The organism is Pseudarthrobacter sp. PS3-L1, from assembly GCF_030063285.1.
Classification (GTDB): domain Bacteria; phylum Actinomycetota; class Actinomycetes; order Actinomycetales; family Micrococcaceae; genus Arthrobacter.
The window spans coordinates 44144-64366 of the sequence record NZ_JASISU010000006.1 but is presented as its reverse complement, the minus strand read 5'-3'; the positions used below and the strand labels follow the sequence as shown (position 1 = coordinate 64366).

The window sequence follows — 20223 nt, the reverse complement described above, 5'->3', positions numbered from 1 at the left end:
TCGTCCAGGGCCCGACTGCTAGCCGCTGTGTGGCAAGGTGGCCCTCCGGCGCCGCCTCGCCTGGAGGGCCAACCCGACCAGACACAGCAGGACACCGGCAACACCTACTGAATAGAACCCCCCGCCAGGGCCGATCCAGTCGATGAAGATGCCAGCCAGGGGCGCTCCGAAAGCCACCCCGCCAGTGAGTGCGGAACCATACCAGCCCATCGCTTCACCCCGTCGATCCTCTGCCACCAGGTCAGCCACTTTTTCCGAGGCCGCGGAGAGGACTGGCGCGCAGAGCAGGCCTGGAAGTATCGCCAAGAGTGCCAGCGTCCACGTGTCCTGCGCAAGCCCCATGGGAATGGTGAATCCCGCCATTCCCAGGAGGAGGAGAATGGGGGGCAGCGGACGGTGCATGGCACCGTACAGCAGCCCGCCTACCACTGAAGCAGCGCACCAGAAGAGGAAAACAATTCCAATTTCACCCTGATGCCCCCCTAGCTCCAGTGCGGCAACAATCCCAACGTCACTTCCACTGAGGACCATTCCCGTGCCAGCCGCCACGGTGAACACCACGGCCACTGCTGAGGTAAACCAGGAGAAGTTTCCAACGACCCGAGAGCGCAGCCGTGCTCTGCGACCCACCGGCCCGAACTCCGCGGCAGCTTCCTGTGGATGCGCCGGAGAAGAAACAACTGCGAGCTCAGCGGCCGCGAGCTCCTCACGTTCGCTGAGGCCGACGTCTTTCATTCCTGCAGGGCGAACTGACCGAGTGGGTGGGTTGAACCACATAAGAAAGATTCCTGCCAGCGATGTCGAAACCCCAACCACAGTGAGCCCCACGACTGTCAGTCCGCTCGTAGCCACGACGGCTCCAACTGCTGGGCCCACCATGAAAACCAATTCCGTGCTGATGGAGTCCAGCGTAAAAGCTGTCCGGCGTTGATCACCTGTGGCGAGAACGCCCAGTGACTGACGGACCACACTGAAGATGGGAAGCGTCAGCAACCCACCGACGAAGACCAGGGGCAGTAACACCTGGTATGAGACGTGCGGAACGATCGACCAGATGACGGCTTCGGAGACAACCGAAGGAATCAGCGCCCTCCGCAACCCCACCGTATCGACGCGGCGTCCACGCCATGGCGCACCCACGGCGATTCCGATTGTCATCACTGCAGCCGCGGCGCCTGCCGCGGCATAACCTTGGCCGAGGGCCAAAACAATGTGCAGCGTCAGCATGACCCCTGCCGCCGAATGGGGAATACGCGCAATCATGCCAACGGTGATCAACCGTCGGATGGGCTTGATGGACAGGATGTCGCGGTAGAGGGCAAAATTCACGGATGGTCCTTTATATCCGCCGCCCCCGGTGGCAGATCGCCCGATCCGGTGGGCAGCTACGGGGCTGCGCGCCTGAGCTTGAGGTCAATCGAGTCCACACGCTCACCAAACATTACATTCTCTGACCACGCTGTGTTCAGCCCAGCCACGAGCGCCTGGACCGCGGATGCGTCCAGTCCTTCCTCAAGGTAGAGAACGATCGAGAGCTCCGGGCCCGCTCCCCCACCACCCACGGAAATCCCGGACTTCGTCTGCGCGGCGATTCCATTGCCGGGCCGCAACTCCATCCGACGGACGGCCCTGGCCTGGGAAAGTCCCTCTTCCATTATGGTGGCCAGGTTCGGATCCTCGTAGGCAGGCACCCATGGATGCTGCTGGGCCAGAGCCCACACTGCCGGCCGACGGACCACGAAAGTCAGTTCGGCTCCTGGATCTACGACCAGCAACTCGGCTCCCTCAGCAACGGCCGAGAGGGCTGCCCGCGCCGCGTAGACAGCTACCGGCCTAGCCTCAGAAGACCACGCTGCCAAGGCCGCCGTTGATGTAAAGACCGGCAGGGCCCGCCGGCCATCGGCGGCAGTCAGGGTCACGAGCGCCATATCTGCCTGCTTGTCCACGCTCAGATGGTGTTGGCCAACTGCTTCTTCGGCCAACTGCGCCACGATAGGGACAAACACGCGAGCCGTGGACAAGGCCTCCACCACTTTCGATTCCGATCCCGTTCCGGCGATCAGCGAAGCTACGGCCGTGGAGTATCCCGGATCCGGGGTGCCGTCGTCGTCCTCAAAATTATGGATGGCGCCGTCGGAACCCTCAAGACTTCGACCAGCCCAGGGCTGGCCTGCTGAATCAGTGCGGCCGCCTGCTCCGGCGAGTGCCGCTGCGATGTGGCCGGGCAGATGCCTGCCACTGCTCCCCTGGCCTGGGGGAAATTCAGATGGCATCGATGTCACGGTCTCCGGACTCTCAACGGCGTCCGGCAACATCTAGGGCCTGTGGCAGCGTGAACGCGCCGGAGTAGAGGGCCTTGCCCACAATTGCACCTTCCACGCCCAGGGGCACAAGGGCCCGGAGTGCCACCAGGTCGGCAAGGCTGGAGATACCTCCCGACGCAACGACAGGCTTGCCCGTCTTCTCCACCATCTGGCGCAACAGGTCCACGTTCGGACCTTTCAGGGTGCCATCCTTGGTGACGTCAGTGACTACATACCGTGCGCACCCAGCATCTTCTAGGCGTGCCAGAACGTCCCAGAGGTCACCGCCTTCCCGGGTCCAGCCACGCCCCGCGAGCGTGGTTCCCCGAACATCAAGTCCGACGGCGATCCTGTCACCGAATTTTGTGATGACCCGGGCGGTCCACTCCGGGTCCTCAAGGGCTGCGGTCCCAAGGTTTACCCGCTCCACCCCCAACTCAAGGGCAGCTTCAAGGCTGGCATCATCCCGCAGACCGCCGGAGAGCTCTACCTTTATGTCAAGGCTATTGACTACGTCCCGCAGGAGTTCTGAGTTGGAACCACGGCCAAAGGCTGCATCCAGGTCCACCAGGTGGACCCATTCTGCGCCCTGGCGCTGCCAGTTGAGCGCGGCGTCGAGGGGCGTTCCATAGGATGTTTCACTACCGGCCTCGCCTTGGACAAGTCGGACGGCCTGACCGTCAACGACGTCGACGGCGGGCAGGAGCTCAAGAACCGGGAGTTCGGTGGGGGTACTCATTGGGTACGTCCTCTCATCTTGGGGAAATGGTCGTTCTGCCCTCATGCGGCGGGCAGCGTCAGGAGGTAGGCAGCCAACAGCGCCATTCCTGCCAACACAAAAAAAGAAACCTGCGTCCACAGGGGGCGTGCCTGCTGTCGGAACGACAGCGCCCCTCCTACCAGGAGGCCTGCAAGTCCCATGAGGACGATCGACCACATTCAGGAATCACCCTTTGCGGACGCAGTGGGGCGTTGCAGCGACTCCACCCAGTTGCGCAGGAGTCGGGCACCAGCATCACCGGACTTTTCCGGGTGGAACTGAGTGGCACACAGCGGGCCATTTTCGACGGCCGCGATGAAGGGCGCGCCATGCTCGGACCACGTCACAAGGGGAGGTGCCATAGAAGGAGCTATCACGTCGAAATCCCACGTCTGTACTCCATAGGAGTGGACAAAGTAGAACCGCTCATCTTCCACACCGGCGAAAAGTCGCGATCCTTCCGGGACCGAGACGGTATTCCAGCCCATGTGCGGAACCACCTCCGCAGGAAGATGTTCCACCTTCCCTGGCCATTCGCCAAAACCGGGAACCTCAGTACCATGTTCCACGCCGGCCTCAAAGAGAACCTGAAGACCAACGCATATTGCCAGTACAGGGCGGCCACCTGCCACCCTTCGCCCAATGAGCCTGATTGCGTCCACTGAGGTGAGCTCGTTCATGACTGTTTCAAAGGCACCGACGCCCGGCACAACCAGACCGTCTGCGCTGAGAACATCCTCTGCCCGCGAGCTCAGGAGTACCTGTGCACCAGCGCGTTCCAGTGCCCGGACAGCTGAACGAACATTGCCGGAGCCGTAGTCCAGAACTGTCACAGTCGGTTTTCCGTCTGGAGATACCTGCCGCACTGTCGCACTAGGATCAAGGATTGCGCCGTCTTGGAGAATTTTGCCGGTCACAGTGCACCCTTTGTTGAAGGAATTCCGTCCACCCGTGGGTCGGATTCCACAGCAGCCCGGAGGGCACGGGCAAATGCCTTGAACTGAGCCTCCACAATGTGGTGCGGATCCCGGCCAGCCAGGACTTTCATGTGGAGGCAGATGCCGGCGTGGAGTGTAATGGCTTCAAAAACGTGTCGCGTCAGGGACCCGGTGAAGTGGCCACCGATCAGGTGGTACTCCTGCCCCGCTGGTTCCCCACCGTGCACTAGGTAGGGGCGTCCCGAGACGTCCACGACCGCATGGGCCAAGGCTTCGTCGAGCGGCACGGTTGCTTCACCAAAACGACGAATCCCCGCCTTGTTTCCCAACGCCGTCCGCAGTACTTCCCCCAGCGTGATGGCGACGTCCTCGACGGTGTGGTGGACGTCGATGTGGGTATCGCCTGTCGCCCTGACCGTCAGATCAATCAATGAGTGCTTGCAGAGGGCCGTCAGCATGTGATCGTAAAACGGGACCGACGTATTGATGTCGGAGATCCCCGATCCGTCGAGGTTGATCTCCACAAGTACCGAAGATTCACTGGTGCTTCGTTCCAGGCGCGCCGAACGCGCTGCGGCCTGACCATTGTTGCTCATGGCGGGTTGTCCTTTAGCGGGAGGGGGAAAGCTGGTGGGCGTGGGCGGTACCTTCAAGTCTAGGACCGAAGCTCCGGGGCGTGGTCCAAAATCTCAGCCAGTGCGGCAAGGAACGCCGTCGTCTCGGGCTCCGTGCCTGCAGTTACTCGCAGATGACCTGGAATACCTACGTCGCGGATGAGCACTCCGGCGTCCAATAGCTGCTGCCAGACGGTCCCGGGGTCCGCAAGTCCACCGAAGAACACGTAGTTGGAGTCAGAGGCTGCAGGCTTCAGCCCGAGCCTGGTCAACTCTGAAACAATTCTGTCCCGCTGAACTTTGATGTCTTCGACATCAGCCATCAGGGCCTCACGATGGGTGAGTGCAGCTATCGCCGTTGCCTGCGTAATTGCTGACAGGTGATACGGGAGCCGGACAAGGCGGAGGGCGTCAGTGACTTCAGGAGCGGCCGCCATGTAACCCACACGTGCACCGGCTAGGGCGAAAGCCTTGCTCATGGTACGGCTGACAATCAAACGTTCCCGGCCCTCTAGGAGCGTGAGCGCACTGGGCGTTCCGTCGTGGGCGAACTCATGGTAGGCCTCATCGACAATAACTATTGTCTGGCTTTCTGCACCAGCGGCGTAGACCTGTTCGACAACATCGAGGCCAAGCCCAGTCCCGGTGGGATTGTTTGGCGAACAGAGGAAGACAATGTTGGGCTTGAGCTCGCGGACCTGACGGGCAGCGTCTTCTGCACTGAGCCCGTAGTCATCCGCACGGACCCCGCGCAGGTACTCCGTGTCCGTGCCACTCGCTAGGAGGGGGTACATGGAATACGTCGGCGGGAACCCAAGGACGCTTCTGCCGGGACCACCAAATGCCTGGAGGATCTGCTGAAGCACTTCGTTGGAGCCATTGGCTGCCCAGATATTCTCCGCGCCTAGACCGTGTCCCAGGTAGTCTGCGAGATCCTGGCGAAGCGTTGTGAATTCCCGGTCCGGGTAACGGTTGAGGCCAGTGGCCGCTTCAGTGACTGCAGCCGTGATTGCTTCCCTGACGTTGAGGGGCACTCCGTGGGTGTTCTCGTTGACGTTGAGCAGGATGGGAACGTCGAGCTGGGGAGCCCCGTAAGGGCTGATACCCCGGAGATTGGCACGAAGTGGAAGTCGATTGAGTCGTTCAAGCTGGTCATTCACTTACTTAGTTTAAGACAGCATGACCGCCCGCAGGAAACCAGCTGCCGGAACGATGCCTAATTCGCTGGGACGAAGAGTTCCTGCCCCGGGTGAACATCGGCAGCTGACAGGTTATTGAGCTGGACAATGTCAGCTATCACGTCACGGGTATCCCGCTCTGGAACAACTGCCGCGGCAATGCTCCACAGAGACTGACCGGACTGGACCGTAACCGGAACTGTTGCAGTGACGCCGAGGTCGCTAACACTGCTCGATGCCTGAGCCGGTGCGTTGAGAAATACGGCCAGCATCATCATGCCAGCAGCGAGGAGCATCAGGGGCAGGCCGATGAAGACCAGCCTTCCTCGCCGGGTAAGCCGCAATGCGGCAGTGGCCCGCCCCGGGCGGTGCGCGCCAAAGCTCAGTGATGTGCTCGCCTGACTGAACGAATGGTGCCGCGCTGACAATGGAGAGCCGGATCGGTGGATCACTGTTACTACTGACATGTTCTGAGTCCTCCTGGACCGTAGGTGCTGCCCGATGTGTTCAGTAGGATGACGGAGTTGCCCTTTCCGGCAGCATCACGTGCTGATGCACTTGGACGTCCGCTTGCCCGCGCGTTCAAATCGGTGACGTTGGCCTGCGATCTTAGAACACCGGGACGAACACCTTCGATCAGTCCACACTCAATCATTCGAACACATATTCGAACCTTGCATACTTATTTTTAGCATCTATAGACGAACATTGTCGAGACTCGCTAGAACAAATGTTTGAAAACAGCTGCTACCTGACCTACGTTGGGAGTCAAGAACAACCGCAACAGCAGTTGATCACCGGGGTATGACATTTTGACTGGGGCCCGCGGGCCCCAGCGTCACCTCCGGCCAGATAACTTCCTGTTGTGGACCAGACGCAAGAAAGGGCACTGGCCAGATGGCAGCAGCACAGTCCACCGGCGGACGCCCGGCAGCTCGAGGCCCGGAGGGCCCCCGGCCGTCCAAAGGCCTGACTCCCCGGCAGAAGAAAATCCTGGAGACAATCCAACGATCCGTCAATGACAATGGCTACCCACCGTCTATGCGCGAAATCGGTGACACTGTGGGTCTTGCCAGCCTCTCCAGCGTCACGCATCAACTCTCACAATTGGAGAAGCTCGGCTACCTTCGCCGGGATCCCAAACGGCCTCGGGCCATGGAAATCCTGATGCCACTGACCCTCGAATCGATTGCTGGAGGCGTAACGGACGCGGCAGCCGGGGCTGAGAAGGGACATGCCGCCTCAGTGACACAGTTGCCAAGCTCCTTTGATACGGCCATGGTGCCGCTGGTTGGACGCATCGCCGCCGGTGGGCCCATCTTGGCGGAACAATCCGTGGAGGACGTTATGGCACTTCCACGTCAGCTCGTTGGCCAGGGCGAATTGTTCATGCTCCGCGTTGCTGGTGACTCGATGGTGGACGCGGCTATCTGCGACGGCGACTGGGTTGTGGTCCGACGTCAGAGCGACGCCATCAACGGCGATATTGTCGCGGCCCTCTTGGATGATGAGGCCACTGTAAAAACGTTCCGCCAGCGCGATGGACACACCTGGCTGCTGCCACAGAACACCCAGTACGAACCCATCCTCGGCGACCACGCCAGCATTATGGGGAAAGTTGTCTCGGTACTTCGTTCACTCTAGAAACTGGGGCTCTTCGGGCCAAAGTCCTCAGGTGCGGCAGCACGCAAGATGCACAGCCCACCGCCAACGCCCAGGCAGGGCCGTAGGGTCGTGCTAGGGCTTTGGTGCATCTTTGGAATCAGACAACCGCGCCAAGGCAGAGTACGCCGTTTCGGGGTCTGTGGTGCTCCAGAACGGCGGAAGTGCAGCTCGCAGGAATGCACCGTAGCGTTCGGTGGAGAGCCGCGGGTCCAACACTGCCACGACTCCCCTGTCTCCTGTTGATCGAATCAGTCGACCAGCCCCCTGGGCCAGCCGCACCGCGGCGTGCGTTGCAGAAACTGCCATGAAGCCGTTACCGCCGGCTTGTGCCACGGAACGCGACCTCGCTGTCATGAGGGGATCATCCGGCCGCGGGAAGGGAATTCGGTCAATCACCACTAGGCGGCACGAGACTCCTGGGACGTCCACACCCTGCCATAGGGACATGGTGCCGAACAGGCAGGTGTCGTCCTCGTCAGCGAATTGCTTGACCAGTGCAGCCATGGAGGTCTCGCCCTGACAGAGAATCTTGACCTTGAGCCGGAGCCTGATTTCCTCGGCAGCCTCCTCCGCTGCACGGCGTGATGAGAACAGGCAAAGCGCCCCGCCGTTGGATGCTCGGATGAGTGCCTCCAACTCATCAAGTGCCTCTGGGGACGTGCCCCGCCCAGGTTTGGGAAGGTGACCCGCGACGTAGAGTATCCCCTGGCGAGGATAGTCGAAGGGGGAACCGACATCTATTCCTGTCCATGACGGTGCGCCGGAACCGACCAGTCCAAGCCCACCTGCTGCTGGTTCAAAGGCTGAGCCAATTGCCAGGGTTGCGGATGTCAGCACCACTGTGTGATCAGCAAAGAGTCCTTCCCTGAGCCTGCCGGCCACGCTAAGGGGCGCCACGTTGACCAGCGCCGGAGCTGAATCGTCGGGCTGTGCATACCCTTGCTGGGGCTCAAAACTTGAGGCCCTGGACAACCAAACCACCTCACGGTTCTCCACTGCGGCAAGCAACCGTTCGCAAAGTTCGAGGATAACCATCAAACGGGAACGGGCCAGCTGCCTGCCACCGTCAGCAGTGACCGAGCTGTCTCCCTTGGAGTCAGAGAGTGCAGCCCTTGTTGCATCACGAAGCTGGTCAACTGCATCCAGCTGTTCCGAATTAAGGCCATTGGGTAGAAGGCCGTTGGGGGCGCCGGCAAGTGCCAGCTCCAGCTGAAGGGCTGTCGCGTTGAGGGCATCAACGGTAATGGCCGTGTGTTTCCGGGCCCCTGAGGCTGCGGCATGGACCATCGCAACAGAGAGCTGACCTGTGACGGCGCCGGTAACGCGGTCCTGAAGTTCGTGGGCCTCATCGACTACCACGACATCGTATTCCGGCAGCACGGCCAAGCCTTCGAAGGCACTCACAGCCAACATGGCATGGTTGGTCACGACGACGTCGGCCTCTGCTGCATCCTGGCGGGCTATCTCGCTGAAACATTCGGCCGCGAGAGGGCACTTCTGTGCGCCTAGACACTCCATGGAGGTCACGGACACCTGCCGCCAGGCCTTGTCCGTCACACCAGGCAAAAGCTCGTCCCGATCCCCCGTGGGACTTTTCTGGGCCCATTCGCGCAGCCGAGCCACTTCCTTGCCAAGTTGGGAAGCGGGACCGCTCGCTGCGGCAGCAAAATGTGGAACGCTGGTGTCTTCACCGAGCGAAAAAAGCTGCCCCTCGGCAGGTTCTTCGGAGGGAAATCCACCCTCCAGCTTGTGCCGGCAGGCATAGTTGGCACGTCCCTTAACCAGGGCAACCTTGACGGGCCGCTCAAGCGCTGGGGTGATGGCCTTGAGTAGCCGTGGAAGATCCCGTCCCACGATCTGCGTCTGCAGGGCCAGCGTAGCTGTGGAAACGAGTGTTGGCTTGCTGCTGACCAGCGAGTGGGCAATGAGGGGAATCAAGTACGCAAGAGATTTCCCTGTCCCTGTCCCGGCCTGGACCAACAGGTGATCCCCAGTGTTGATAGACCTGGCCACCTGCCGTGCCATCTCGTGCTGGCCAGGGCGGCTCTGGCCCCCCATCGCCTCGACAGCCCGGTCGAGAAGATCAAGAACGACTTTCTCGCCGGGTGTCGGAGATGACGTCATTGCGGATTCAGGCATGGGTAGCAAAAGAGTCGAGCTCCGCTGCCAACCCCTCACGCACCATGACAAGGACGTGAGTTCCGGCCTCGATGTGATCAATGCTGAGAATCTCAGCATCCGCCACGTGGAGTTTACTGATCAGGTCTCCCCGGTCATAGGGAATGAGGAGATCCATCCGGACGGTGGGCCGCGGAATCGACTCACTGATGAGCTGCAGCAGCTCGGCAATACCCTCTCCAGTACGTGCAGAAACCACGACATGGCGCGGCTCACGCTGCTTCATGCGTTCCACCACAAACGGATCTGCCGCGTCCGCTTTGTTCAGGACAATGATCTCCTGGACCTTGCGGGCATCCACTTCGCTAAAGACAGCGCGAACTGCCGCCACCTGGCCTTCCGGATCTGGGTGCGAGACATCAACAACGTGCAGGATCAGGTCTGAGTCGGCAACTTCCTCAAGGGTGGAACGGAACGCTTCGACCAGCTGCGTGGGGAGGGAGCGGACAAAACCCACTGTGTCAGCCAGTGTGTAGTTCAGGCCGTCAGCAGTTTCAGCCTTGCGGACAGTGGGGTCAAGTGTTGCAAACAGCGCATTTTCCACCAGTACCCCGGCATCGGTCAGCCTGTTCAGAAGCGACGATTTACCGGCGTTGGTGTAACCGGCGATTGCAACGGAGGGAACAGCATTGCGACGGCGGTTGGCGCGCTTGGTCTCGCGGGCCGGCTTCATCGCGGTGATTTCCCGCCGAAGTTTGGCCATCCGGGTGCGGATCCGCCGACGGTCTAGTTCGATCTTTGTCTCACCCGGACCACGCGAGCCCATACCAGCACCGGCGCCGCCCACCTGCCCGCCCGCTTGCCGAGACATTGAATCTCCCCAGCCACGGAGTCGCGGCAGGAGGTATTCGAGCTGGGCCAGCTCAACCTGGGCCTTGCCCTCACGGCTCTTGGCGTGCTGCGCGAAAATGTCTAGGATCAGTGCTGTCCGGTCAATGACCTTGACCTTGACAATGTCCTCAAGTCCGCGGCGCTGAGATGGTGCAAGCTCGGCATCAACGACCACGGTATCGGCACCAGTTGCCATGACGACGTCCTTGAGTTCCTGCGCCTTGCCCGAGCCCAGGAAGGTCCCCGGATCGGGCTTTGCGCGACGCTGCACCAACCCATCAAGGACCTCGGAGCCCGCAGTTTCTGCGAGGGCTGCGAGTTCCCGGAGCGAATTTTCCGCATCCGCAAGGGTGCCTTCAGTCCACAGTCCAGCTAGCACCACGCGCTCCAGGCGAAGTTGGCGGTACTCAACCTCCGTGACGTCCTCAAGCTCCGTGGAGAGCCCGGCGGTTCGTCGAAGGGCTCGACGCTCGTCGCGATCCTGCTGGTCGCCGTCGTATTCGTTATGGCCGTCGCCACGGTGCGATATGGCCTGGGCCTTACCCAGGAGACCTTCCCGTCCGTCAACTGATCGCGTCACTGCGGCCGCTGGCGTGTCTTTGGACAGGATCCGGTCAATGACTTCCTGGATCTCCTGCGGACTCATGTCCTGATCGGAGGAATCGGACCCGGTGTTGTTCTGACTGCTCATGGTCTCCTTAGAAGGGTTAGCTATTCCAGAATAGTGCGCTTTTGGTTCATGCGAGGCAGAATTCGCGCTGGGCTGAGGACGAGGGGGCATGGAACTCCCTTGGAGTAACTCCTGTCTGGGGACGTAGGCCACGCAGATGCAGGAACACGGCGAATTGGAGGACTCAGCATCGGGTCCAGCGGAAGCGGATGCGAGGAAGGCTGAGAGCGATTCAGCAAAGGACGCGTCAGGTGTCCTAGAGGCTTGGTGGCCCTGAGGGGAGGGGTTCTTCAATGTGGCTGCGGAAGGCGTCTGCCTGCGTCGCTACTGGAGGGCAGGGCCCACGTCAGCTATACAAGAATGATGAACATGATGCCCAGCCTAGCAGACGTGGCGAATGTCACCTTGGTGCCTGGCGTTTCCCAAGGGGGTCGTGGGCAAACTATTCTGACCAATTATGGAGTCAGCACATTATTTTACAAGCTCGCCAGCCGGTCCCTTCACCCGTAAACCCCTGACAGTTGAACTCGGCGGCAAACCACGATCGTTGCAGACCTCTGGAGGTATCTTCAGCCCGGACGCGATCGACAAGGGAACAGCCATTCTTTTGGCTGATGTACCCGCGCCGGCCCCGTCAGGGAATCTTCTCGACATTGGCTGCGGGTGGGGGCCCCTAGCGCTGACCATGGCCTTGCACTCGCCCGAAAGCCGGGTCTATGCGGTCGACGTCAACGAACGCTGCCTCACCTTGACGAAGGACAACGCCGCGGCGCTGGGATTGCCCAATGTCATCACCGGGACCCCCGAATCGATCGACCCGACCCTGACGTTTGACACGATCTGGTCCAACCCACCCATTCGGATTGGCAAGGAAGGCCTCCATGAACTATTGCTCATGTGGTTGCCGCGACTGAGCCCGGGCGGGAATGCTTGGCTGGTTGTCCAAAAGAACCTCGGCGCAGATTCCCTGCAGAAGTGGCTCGCCCAGACGCTGGGCTCCGGCTACGGCGTTACACGCGATAGCACAGCAAAATCGTTCAGGATCCTGCGTGTCAGGAAAGAGTTCCCCGAGCAACAATAACGGCTGGGCCACTGAGCTCCACGTGCTCGTGGCCCCCAGGGCCAGCAAAGAACTTCACACCGACCTGACCGCCGGGTACCGCCACCGTCCAAGCCTCGGGTGCGCCTGGCCCGGCCCAGTGCCGGATTGCGACAGCTGCAGCACACGCGCCGGTTCCGCAGGACTGCGTCTCTCCAACGCCGCGTTCGTGCACACGCATGGTGATCGCCCCGACACCGTGTTCCACCAGAGGGTCCGCCGGCACTACGAACTCCACGTTCGTGCCGTCTACAGGCAACGGATCCACCATCGGTGCAGTAAACAGTTTGGTTGCCTCCAGCTCGGCGAGTTCAGCCAAAGCCACGACCGTATGTGGATTGCCCATGCTGATCGACAGCGCCGGACGGGCAACGTCGAGACCTTCTGCACTCACCGTTGAATCCATGGCCTTGGCCGCGGCGTCACCGGGAAAAATGAATTCCCACGGCCCCATGTCCACCGCGTAGTGGTCCCCGGTCCGCACCACTGTCTTGGCACCACCGCGTGTTCCAATCACCAGTGAATCCCCATCCTCCAGCGTGATGAGTCCTTCCTCGCGCAGGAAATGGACAAATACACGCACACCATTGCCGCACATCTCTGACAGGGAGCCATCACCGTTGCGATAGTCCATAAACCATTCAGCTTCCGGAGTAGACTCCAGCAGGCCCCGGCCCTCGGGCAGCAACGCGGATGGCACGGCGCGGATCAGGCCATCGGCACCTATCCCGCGGTGCCTGTCACAGATCACTGCGACGTGCTCGGGCTGAAGAGCCTGGATCCCCTCGGGATCGGCTATCAGGACAAAATCATTGCCGGTTCCGTGGCCCTTGGAGAAGGCGAGCCCGGAGAGTCCTGCGGTGGAATGATTGAGTGTGGAAGTGGCGATCGAATCCATGGCCCAAGCCTACAAGCACAGAGCTGCCGCTTGATCCACTACATCGTCCTCACGGGGATCCAACCACCGGATGCGAGGATCTGCCCGGAACCAGGTGGACTGCCTGCGGGCAAACTGTCGCGTGGCGATGATTGTCTCCTCAGCGGCTGCTGCGACGGTAGCCTCACCGTCGAGCACCCGCAGGAACTGTGCATAACCTAGCGCACGTCCAGCCGTCTTTCCCGTCCTCAGGCCCCTTTGGTCCAGCCGCTCCACCTCGTCGGCAAGACCTTGGTCCACCATCTGGTTTACCCGGGTAGACAGCCTCTCGTGCAGGACAGGCCGCGGAATATCCAGCCCTATCTGGACTGTGGGCTGGATGTACTCCCGGACCGGCATGAAGGAACTGAATGGCTTGCCTGTCACCTCATGGACTTCAAGGGCGCGGATCACACGCCTGTCATCTGCCACGCGCTCCGCAGACGCGGGGTCCACTCTTTGTAGCCTCGCACGCAATTCAGCCATTCCATGAGCCTCTGCCTCGACCTCCAGCCGCTGCCGAATACGTGGATCCGTGCCTGGGAATTCCAGGACATCCAACACTGCACGAACATACAGACCAGAGCCGCCCACGAGGATGGCCCGTTTACCCCGCCCTTGTATTTCTGCAATGGCCTGGCGTGCCTGGCGCTGGAAGTCCGACACGCTGGCTTCTTCCGTGACGTCAAGGATATCCAGGAGGTGATGAGCTATGCCCCTGCGTTCAGCAACGCTGACCTTGGCTGTACCAATATCCATTCCGCGGTAGAACTGCATGGAGTCCGCGTTGACGATTTCCCCGTCAAGGATCTCAGCCAATGACAGTGCCAATGCTGACTTACCGGTTCCCGTGGGCCCGACGACCGATATCACCGATGCCGAATTCATTGGCGCTGCGCCCTTCACTCAGCCTGCGCGGGGAGGCAGCGTTGGCATTCCTAGGGATACTCCCCCTGCAGAAGCGGACTGTCCAGGGGCAGGTGCGCCGCAGGAATCGGCCTGGGACCGATCCCAGGCGTCCCCAGCCCTTGACTTCCGCAGGGAATAGTCTGCAAGCTCCGGATCCGCCACTAGGTGGAACGCTGCTGCACCTGTGATCGTCACGCTGACCAAGTCTCCAGGACGCGGAACCGTGGCACCACGAGGAACGGAGAAATGCACCAGCCTCTGATCCCGGGAACGGCCGGAGAGCCGGTGGGTTTCTTCGGCCTTCCGGCCCTGCTGGGCAGTGACCATGACCTCTACGCGTTGACCCACCTGCTTGGCATTCTCCTCCGCAGCGATGCGATCCTGGAGAGCTGTCAGTCGTTCGAAACGTTCCTGGACCACTTCTTTTGTGATCTGGTCTGGAAGGTCTGCTGCGGGAGTACCAGCCCTCTTGGAGTACTGGAAGGTAAACGCCGTGGCAAACCGGGATGCCTCCACCACGTCAAGTGTTGCCTGGAAATCCTCCTCCGTTTCACCGGGGAATCCCACAATAATGTCGGTGGAGATAGCTGCATGTGGAATCTGTTCACGGACCCTGTCCAAGATGCCAAGGAACTTCGTGGATCGATAGGACCGCTTCATGGCTTTGAGAACCGAGTCCGATCCGGATTGGAGCGGCATGTGAAGCTGGGGCATGACATTAGGTGTATCAGCCATCGCGCTGATGACGTCATCCGTGAATGCCGCTGGGTGAGGGCTGGTGAAGCGGACTCGCTCCAATCCCTCAATTTGTCCGCAGGCCCGCAGGAGTTTAGAAAAAGCTTGCCGATCGCCAAACTCCACGCCGTAGGAATTCACGTTCTGGCCCAGTAGCGTTACTTCAATGGCGCCGTCAGCCACCAGAGCCTCAATTTCGGCGAGGATATCGCCAGGCCTGCGGTCTTTTTCCTTGCCACGCAGCGCCGGGACAATACAGAAGGTACAGGTATTGTTGCACCCCACCGAGATCGAGACCCACCCGGCGTAAACCGAGTCCCGTTTGGTGGGCAGTGTCGAGGGAAAGACATCCAGGCTTTCAAGAATCTCAAGCTGCGCCTCGTTGTTGTGTCGCGCACGTTCCAGGAGTGCGGGCAACGCCCCCACATTATGGGTCCCGAACACAGCATCGACGTATGGGGCCTTCCGAAGGATGGTCTCCCTGTCCTTTTGCGCCAGGCACCCGCCAACGGCAATCTGCATACCGGGATTGGCTTCTTTGACGGAGGAAAGCATTCCGAGGTTGCCGTAGAGCTTGTTGTCGGCGTTTTCACGGACAGCACAGGTGTTGAAGACGACGACATCGGCGAATCCGTCACCCGCCGGCACATACCCTGCTTCTTCCAACAGTCCGGACATCCGCTCCGAATCATGGACGTTCATTTGACAGCCGAACGTTCGGACCTGGTACGTCCGGGGCGGTTCACCAGTTTCTGTAGAAAGCGGGAATGTATTGTCAACTGGGGCAGGAATGGTCAAACTCACCTATCTAGGTTACCGGGTGAAGCTGATGGACCGGGCACGGGCGGGGGCAACCCCCGGCACCACTGTTAAGCAGTGCCAGCATGGTTGACCACACCCAGGACAGTCACGGGCGCTCCGTACGCCCGCAAGCCAGCACCCCTGGTGACGTTTCGGCACAAGGGCGCAGAGACCGGCGTCCTATACTAAGCGACTCGTCCCAGCTGCTTCTCTTCAGGTTTCGGGATTCTCCGCGTCGGTGACAGCAGCAATGGATTCATTCACAATCCGAAATCCCATGGACGGGCTGTACCCTTTGCGCGCCAGCATGGCAACTAGCCGTCGCGTGACTTTCTCCCGCTCCGCCCGGTCATCGGGGACCGGGACCTTGAGCTTGCGGCCTACCAATATCCTGGCGGCAGCGTCTTCATCAACATCCGATACCTGCTCAAGCGCGGCTGCTGCGGTGTCTTCAGCGATCCCCTTCTCCTGCAACTCCCGCTGGAGCGCACTCCGAGCCAATTTACGTCCAGCAAACCGGCTGCGCACCCAGGTTTCGGCAAAGTCGGCATCATCGACGAGCCGAACTTCCTCAAACCTGTCAAGGACAGCTTCAACGACATCCTCAGGGATTTCACGTTCAAGCAGCTTGCGTGTCAGCTGCTGCCTGCTTTTGGCTGACGCTGTGAGCTGCCGGAGAACAATGGCGCGCGCCGTGGCTGCGGGGTCTGGATCCATCGCCGTGGCTCCTGACCCCGCACGCTCTACGCCCCCGCGCCTAGAAGCCGTCAACTGCCTTCAGCTTCGGTGATTCTTCTACCTCGGCCGCTTTGGTGCCAACGCCGAGCTTCTCCTTGATGAGACGTTCCAGCTCATCGGCAAGCTCGGGGTTGTCTCGCAGGAAACGACGAGAGTTTTCCATGCCCTGGCCCAGCTGATCTCCGTCGTAGGTGAACCACGAACCGGACTTCTTGATGATGCCGTGTTCCACGCCCATGTCGATGATGCCACCCTCACGGGAAATGCCCTGACCGTAGATGATGTCGAATTCGGCGATCTTGAAGGGCGGCGCCATTTTGTTCTTGACGATCTTGGCTTTCGTCCGGTTGCCAACAGAGTCCGTCCCCTCCTTGAGGGTCTGGATGCGACGAACGTCGATCCGGATGGACGCATAAAACTTCAGCGCCTTGCCACCCGTGGTTGTCTCTGGAGATCCGAAAAAGACGCCGATTTTCTCGCGGAGCTGGTTGATAAAGATCGCAGTCGTCTTCGTCTGGCTCAGACGGCCAGTGATTTTACGGAGCGCCTGGCTCATAAGCCGTGCCTGGAGGCCGACGTGACTGTCGCCCATGTCGCCTTCGATTTCCGCACGGGGAACAAGTGCTGCAACCGAGTCAATGACGACGATGTCAATGGAGCCAGAGCCCACCAGCATGTCCATGATCTCCAACGCCTGCTCACCGGTGTCCGGCTGGGAGACCAGGAGTGCGTCAGTATCAACGCCGAGCTTGGCTGCATATTCGGGGTCGAGCGCGTGCTCGGCATCGATGAAGGCCGCGATTCCACCGAGCCGCTGGGCACTGGCTACCGCGTGCAGTGCAACAGTCGTCTTACCTGAGGACTCCGGGCCATAGATTTCCACGACACGACCGCGGGGCAGCCCACCGATGCCCAGAGCAATGTCCAGGGCGATCGAGCCGGTCGGGATGACCTCGATGGGTGCACGCACCTCGTCACCGAGGCGCATTACCGACCCCTTGCCAAACTGCTTGTCGATCTGGGCCAGTGCGGCGTCCAGCGCTTTCTGACGATCCGGGGCTGCGGCCATGGTTGGCACCTCTCATGCTGTATCGCTGTGGAGCGGCCATTTCGGCCTGCTTCTTGGTTACCTACGACGGTACTGCCAGGGTCCGACAGTCTGGACCCGGTCTAATCCGCGTGTGGATAACCCGTGTTAAAAGAATAGCTTTATCCGAACAAATATTCGAACAGATTTGCGGCGTGTCTGCCCGGCGGCTGGCAGGACATGGACGCTCGGTCAGGACGAGCTCGGCCTAACGTCCCGGCCCAACCGACGTTCCGCTGGAACATCCTGGACATCGCATACGGCAAGCCAGATGGACCTGGGACTTACTCCAGCAGACAACGCTTGCTGCGCTGTGCGGCCGCCCACTCCAGCAAGTACAAGGGAGCCGCCAAGCACGCGGGAGTACGCCGGCCCGAATTCGTCATCCATCAGACGCCAGAAGTCACTGATTTTCACCTGATGAGTCTCTCACGAGCGGCCGACTCTAGACTGGTTGCCATGAGCAACCCTTCTGACAACGCCCCTCTGCCAGCTCCTGGGTCCGCGCAGGACGCCGTAGACGGTGCAGTGAACTCTGTGGAACATCAACTCAGCGTGCTCTGGCGCAGGGCCCGTGCAGTCTCACAGCAACTATCACGCCAAGTCCATCCCGACATGGAACCCGCCGCCTACGGACTGCTCGCTGTGCTCCGCCGGGAGGGTCCCATGCGCCTGACGGACTTGGCCCAGTTCATCGGCGTCGGAAAGCCCTCCGTGAGCCGTCAGATTGCGTTCCTCGAACAGATTGGACTCATCGCCAAGGAAGCCGATCCCAAGGACGGTCGCGCCCAGATCCTTACACTGACCACAGAAGGCGAGGCCAAGATGCATGATGTCCAAGATGCTCGGCAACAAGTCTTCAGGGAACGCCTGCACGAGTGGCCGCTGGCTGAGCTCAGGGACTTTGCTGAGGCGATGGCCAAGCTCAATGCAACCTACGAGCGCGATGGTTTTCCGAGCGATTCGCCCAACTGACGCGGTGCGAAGAGCCATAAGGACCAACGGGGTACTCAGCAAAAAGGCCTCCAGCCAGTAACCAAGGGTTACTAAGTGGAGGCCTCCGCGCAAGGAGCTGATTCGGAACTAGTGTGCTCCCGAGAGCATTTCCTTTGAAAATTCGGTGTCGAGGTCCTGGCCGTAGCGCTGAGAGAATTCCTGGGGAACGGTGTCCGGCACTGCAACGCCCTCTGCAACGGCCACACGGTCGCTTACCTCACGCAACATGTGCGACAGCGGGATCTCGAGAGCCGTGCAGATCGAGGACAGCAGCTCAGACGATGCCTCCTTCTGACCACGCTCCACCTCGCTCAGGTAGCCCAGCGAAACCCTGGCGCTGTGCGAGACTTCACGAAGAGTGCGTCCCTGACGTTGGCGTACATCGCGCAGTACATCACCAATTTCGTGGCGAAGGACAACCATCTTGCGCTCCTTGGGTTCAGTCTTGCCATGATCGGCGAGGCCCACATCCTTCCAGCGGACAACGCCGTTAACGGATACGGGCTGCTTTACCATTTGTATGCCTTTGCTCCCTCATAGGTCCGGCTCACCATATGGTGGGCCGGGCAATTAACATCCTAGGCGCCTTCGGTGCTCCGAGGCGACACAATATAACAACTACCGGTCACCGGGATTTGTTCCCGCCTTCTGGTCTGCGCTGAGCTGGTCCTTCAGGAAATCCACAACCAGTTCCAAAGCGACCTGCACTGACTGTTCCCTGATCTGATGCCGGTCGCCTGAAAAATTGAACTCTCGGGCTGTTGTTTTTTTGGGTGTGGCGATGCCAATAAAGACGGTACCTACAGGCTTCCCGTCGTGCGGCTCAGGGCCCGCGACACCCGTAGCCGAAACGCCGATATTCGCCGCGCAGGCGCTGCGGGCACCGTCCGCCATGGAACGGGCCACCGCTGCATCCACCGAACCGACCCGGTCCAACAGGTCCTGTGGCACTCCGAGCAGGGCAGCTTTGACGGTGCTGGCATAGGAAATAACTCCGCCGGTAAGGACCGCCGATGAGCCAGGAACGTTGGCGATGGTCGCAGCGATCAGCCCAGCAGTGAGGGATTCGGCAGTGGCAAGAGTGAGATGCGCTGTTGCAGCACGTCGAACCAGCACCGCCTCAAGGGTTTCGCCCTGCCCACCGTCCTGACGCTCCGGCTTCACTGGCTGATTCATTCGGGTGTTGCCGACGGCGCGCGGCGACCTTCCCGCCGCAACTTTAATGCCGCTACTACGTATTCCATGCCGGTCCAAAGAGTAATAGCCAAGGCAATCATCATGATGGCAAAGGCCACCCAGACTAGCCACGGGGCAAACGACCCTAGGGGAAGCAGGTAGAAGAAAATAGCTGCAGTCTGAACGACCGTCTTGAGCTTCCCGCCCCTGGAAGCAGGCATTACCCCGTAGCGGATCACGAAGAACCGCAGTGCCGTAATGCCCCACTCACGGACCAGGATGGCAACTGTCACCCACCAGGGCAACTCACCCAGAACCGAGAGCATGACCAGTGCCGAACCGATCAGGAGCTTGTCAGCGATGGGATCGGCGATCTTACCAAAGTCCGTGACCAGTCCGCGGCTCCTGGCGATGTCGCCGTCGAGCTTGTCCGTGTAGATCGCAACCATGAACGCCGCGACCGCAATCCATCGCCATGGCCCCGACTGTGGAGCGAGGTCAGGAGCATCCAGAAGCAGGAACCAGACAAAAAACGGCACCATAACGATGCGGACCATCGTCAGAATGTTCGGAAGGTTCCAGATGTTGGAGCTGCTCGATCCTGCGGGAGCTTCAGTGCTAGTCACTGT

At 60.5% G+C, this 20223-nt stretch carries 22 protein-coding genes; 3 read left to right on the top strand and 19 right to left on the bottom strand.

Features of this window, described 5'->3' with window-relative positions; all coding sequences use genetic code 11:
• Positions 1-18: 18 nt before the first annotated feature.
• The 8 genes from QMG79_RS15390 to QMG79_RS15355 are packed head-to-tail and all read right to left on the bottom strand — an operon-like array spanning position 19 to position 6260.
• A complete protein-coding gene (locus tag QMG79_RS15390; RefSeq protein WP_283539500.1) occupies positions 19-1329 on the bottom strand; it encodes an MFS transporter in 1311 nt (436 codons plus the stop codon).
• 56 nt (positions 1330-1385) lie between these two features.
• Positions 1386-2273, bottom strand: a complete 888-nt coding sequence (locus QMG79_RS15385; RefSeq protein WP_283539499.1) for an SseB family protein — start codon at positions 2271-2273, stop codon at positions 1386-1388.
• Positions 2274-2295: 22 nt separating this feature from the next.
• Positions 2296-3042, bottom strand: coding sequence for a bifunctional 1-(5-phosphoribosyl)-5-((5-phosphoribosylamino)methylideneamino)imidazole-4-carboxamide isomerase/phosphoribosylanthranilate isomerase PriA (gene priA / locus QMG79_RS15380; RefSeq protein WP_283539498.1), 747 nt, complete (start codon positions 3040-3042; stop codon positions 2296-2298).
• 41 nt (positions 3043-3083) lie between these two features.
• The gene (locus tag QMG79_RS15375) at positions 3084-3242 is read right to left on the bottom strand and encodes a CG2302 family histidine operon protein (RefSeq protein WP_283539497.1); all 159 of its coding nucleotides are present in this window, start codon (positions 3240-3242) and stop codon (positions 3084-3086) included.
• A complete protein-coding gene (hisH, locus tag QMG79_RS15370; protein WP_283539496.1) occupies positions 3243-3980 on the bottom strand; it encodes an imidazole glycerol phosphate synthase subunit HisH in 738 nt (245 codons plus the stop codon).
• Entirely contained in the window at positions 3977-4597 is a 621-nt protein-coding gene (gene hisB / locus QMG79_RS15365) for an imidazoleglycerol-phosphate dehydratase HisB (protein ID WP_283539495.1), read from the bottom strand. Before hisB ends, hisH begins: the two co-directional genes overlap by 4 nt.
• Positions 4598-4656: 59 nt before the next feature.
• Positions 4657-5775 (bottom strand): histidinol-phosphate transaminase, encoded by a 1119-nt coding sequence (locus QMG79_RS15360; RefSeq protein ID WP_283539494.1) that lies wholly within the window; start codon positions 5773-5775, stop codon positions 4657-4659.
• A 56-nt stretch (positions 5776-5831) separates the two neighbouring features.
• Positions 5832-6260: a LysM peptidoglycan-binding domain-containing protein gene (locus tag QMG79_RS15355; RefSeq protein ID WP_283539493.1), complete on the bottom strand. Its 429-nt coding sequence runs from the start codon at positions 6258-6260 to the stop codon at positions 5832-5834.
• 430 nt (positions 6261-6690) lie between these two features.
• On the opposite strand from QMG79_RS15355, the gene lexA reads away from it, so the two are divergent.
• Positions 6691-7437, top strand: coding sequence for a transcriptional repressor LexA (gene lexA, locus QMG79_RS15350; protein WP_283539492.1), 747 nt, complete (start codon positions 6691-6693; stop codon positions 7435-7437).
• A 93-nt stretch (positions 7438-7530) separates the two neighbouring features.
• Here the strand turns inward: lexA and QMG79_RS15345 are convergent, their stop codons facing one another.
• Together QMG79_RS15345 and hflX are read right to left on the bottom strand one after the other, a co-directional pair.
• Positions 7531-9597, bottom strand: coding sequence for an ATP-dependent DNA helicase (locus QMG79_RS15345; RefSeq protein ID WP_283539491.1), 2067 nt, complete (start codon positions 9595-9597; stop codon positions 7531-7533).
• A complete protein-coding gene (gene hflX / locus QMG79_RS15340) occupies positions 9590-11158 on the bottom strand; it encodes a GTPase HflX (protein ID WP_283539490.1) in 1569 nt (522 codons plus the stop codon). Before hflX ends, QMG79_RS15345 begins: the two co-directional genes overlap by 8 nt.
• 436 nt (positions 11159-11594) lie before the next feature.
• Between hflX and QMG79_RS15335 the strand changes: the two genes are divergently transcribed.
• Positions 11595-12218, top strand: coding sequence for a class I SAM-dependent methyltransferase (locus tag QMG79_RS15335; protein ID WP_283539489.1), 624 nt, complete (start codon positions 11595-11597; stop codon positions 12216-12218).
• Here QMG79_RS15335 and dapF read toward each other — a convergent pair.
• From dapF to QMG79_RS15305, 6 genes are all read right to left on the bottom strand, one after another.
• A complete protein-coding gene (gene dapF / locus QMG79_RS15330; protein WP_283539488.1) occupies positions 12190-13134 on the bottom strand; it encodes a diaminopimelate epimerase in 945 nt (314 codons plus the stop codon). The two genes, QMG79_RS15335 and dapF, sit on opposite strands and share 29 nt — an antisense overlap.
• Before the next feature lie 9 nt (positions 13135-13143).
• Positions 13144-14040, bottom strand: a complete 897-nt coding sequence (gene miaA / locus QMG79_RS15325) for a tRNA (adenosine(37)-N6)-dimethylallyltransferase MiaA (protein WP_283539487.1) — start codon at positions 14038-14040, stop codon at positions 13144-13146.
• 18 nt (positions 14041-14058) lie between these two features.
• The gene (gene miaB / locus QMG79_RS15320) at positions 14059-15600 is read right to left on the bottom strand and encodes a tRNA (N6-isopentenyl adenosine(37)-C2)-methylthiotransferase MiaB (protein WP_502934757.1); all 1542 of its coding nucleotides are present in this window, start codon (positions 15598-15600) and stop codon (positions 14059-14061) included.
• Positions 15601-15810: 210 nt separating this feature from the next.
• Positions 15811-16314 carry a regulatory protein RecX gene (locus QMG79_RS15315; protein ID WP_283539486.1) on the bottom strand — a complete coding sequence of 168 codons (504 nt, stop codon included), beginning with the start codon at positions 16312-16314 and terminating at the stop codon, positions 15811-15813.
• A 40-nt stretch (positions 16315-16354) separates the two neighbouring features.
• On the bottom strand, positions 16355-17404 hold the full coding sequence (gene recA, locus QMG79_RS15310) for a recombinase RecA (protein ID WP_283539485.1): 1050 nt from the start codon (positions 17402-17404) through the stop codon (positions 16355-16357).
• A 210-nt stretch (positions 17405-17614) separates the two neighbouring features.
• Positions 17615-17839: a DUF3046 domain-containing protein gene (locus tag QMG79_RS15305; RefSeq protein WP_283539484.1), complete on the bottom strand. Its 225-nt coding sequence runs from the start codon at positions 17837-17839 to the stop codon at positions 17615-17617.
• A gap of 42 nt (positions 17840-17881) precedes the next feature.
• Between QMG79_RS15305 and QMG79_RS15300 the strand changes: the two genes are divergently transcribed.
• A complete protein-coding gene (locus tag QMG79_RS15300) occupies positions 17882-18397 on the top strand; it encodes a MarR family winged helix-turn-helix transcriptional regulator (protein ID WP_283539483.1) in 516 nt (171 codons plus the stop codon).
• 108 nt (positions 18398-18505) lie between these two features.
• Here QMG79_RS15300 and QMG79_RS15295 read toward each other — a convergent pair whose 3' ends face one another.
• From QMG79_RS15295 to pgsA, 3 genes are all read right to left on the bottom strand, one after another.
• Positions 18506-18934 (bottom strand): helix-turn-helix domain-containing protein, encoded by a 429-nt coding sequence (locus tag QMG79_RS15295; RefSeq protein WP_283539482.1) that lies wholly within the window; start codon positions 18932-18934, stop codon positions 18506-18508.
• A 102-nt stretch (positions 18935-19036) separates the two neighbouring features.
• Positions 19037-19582, bottom strand: coding sequence for a CinA family protein (locus QMG79_RS15290; protein ID WP_283539481.1), 546 nt, complete (start codon positions 19580-19582; stop codon positions 19037-19039).
• A gap of 8 nt (positions 19583-19590) precedes the next feature.
• Positions 19591-20220 (bottom strand): CDP-diacylglycerol--glycerol-3-phosphate 3-phosphatidyltransferase, encoded by a 630-nt coding sequence (gene pgsA, locus QMG79_RS15285; protein ID WP_283539480.1) that lies wholly within the window; start codon positions 20218-20220, stop codon positions 19591-19593.
• Positions 20221-20223: the final 3 nt, after the last annotated feature.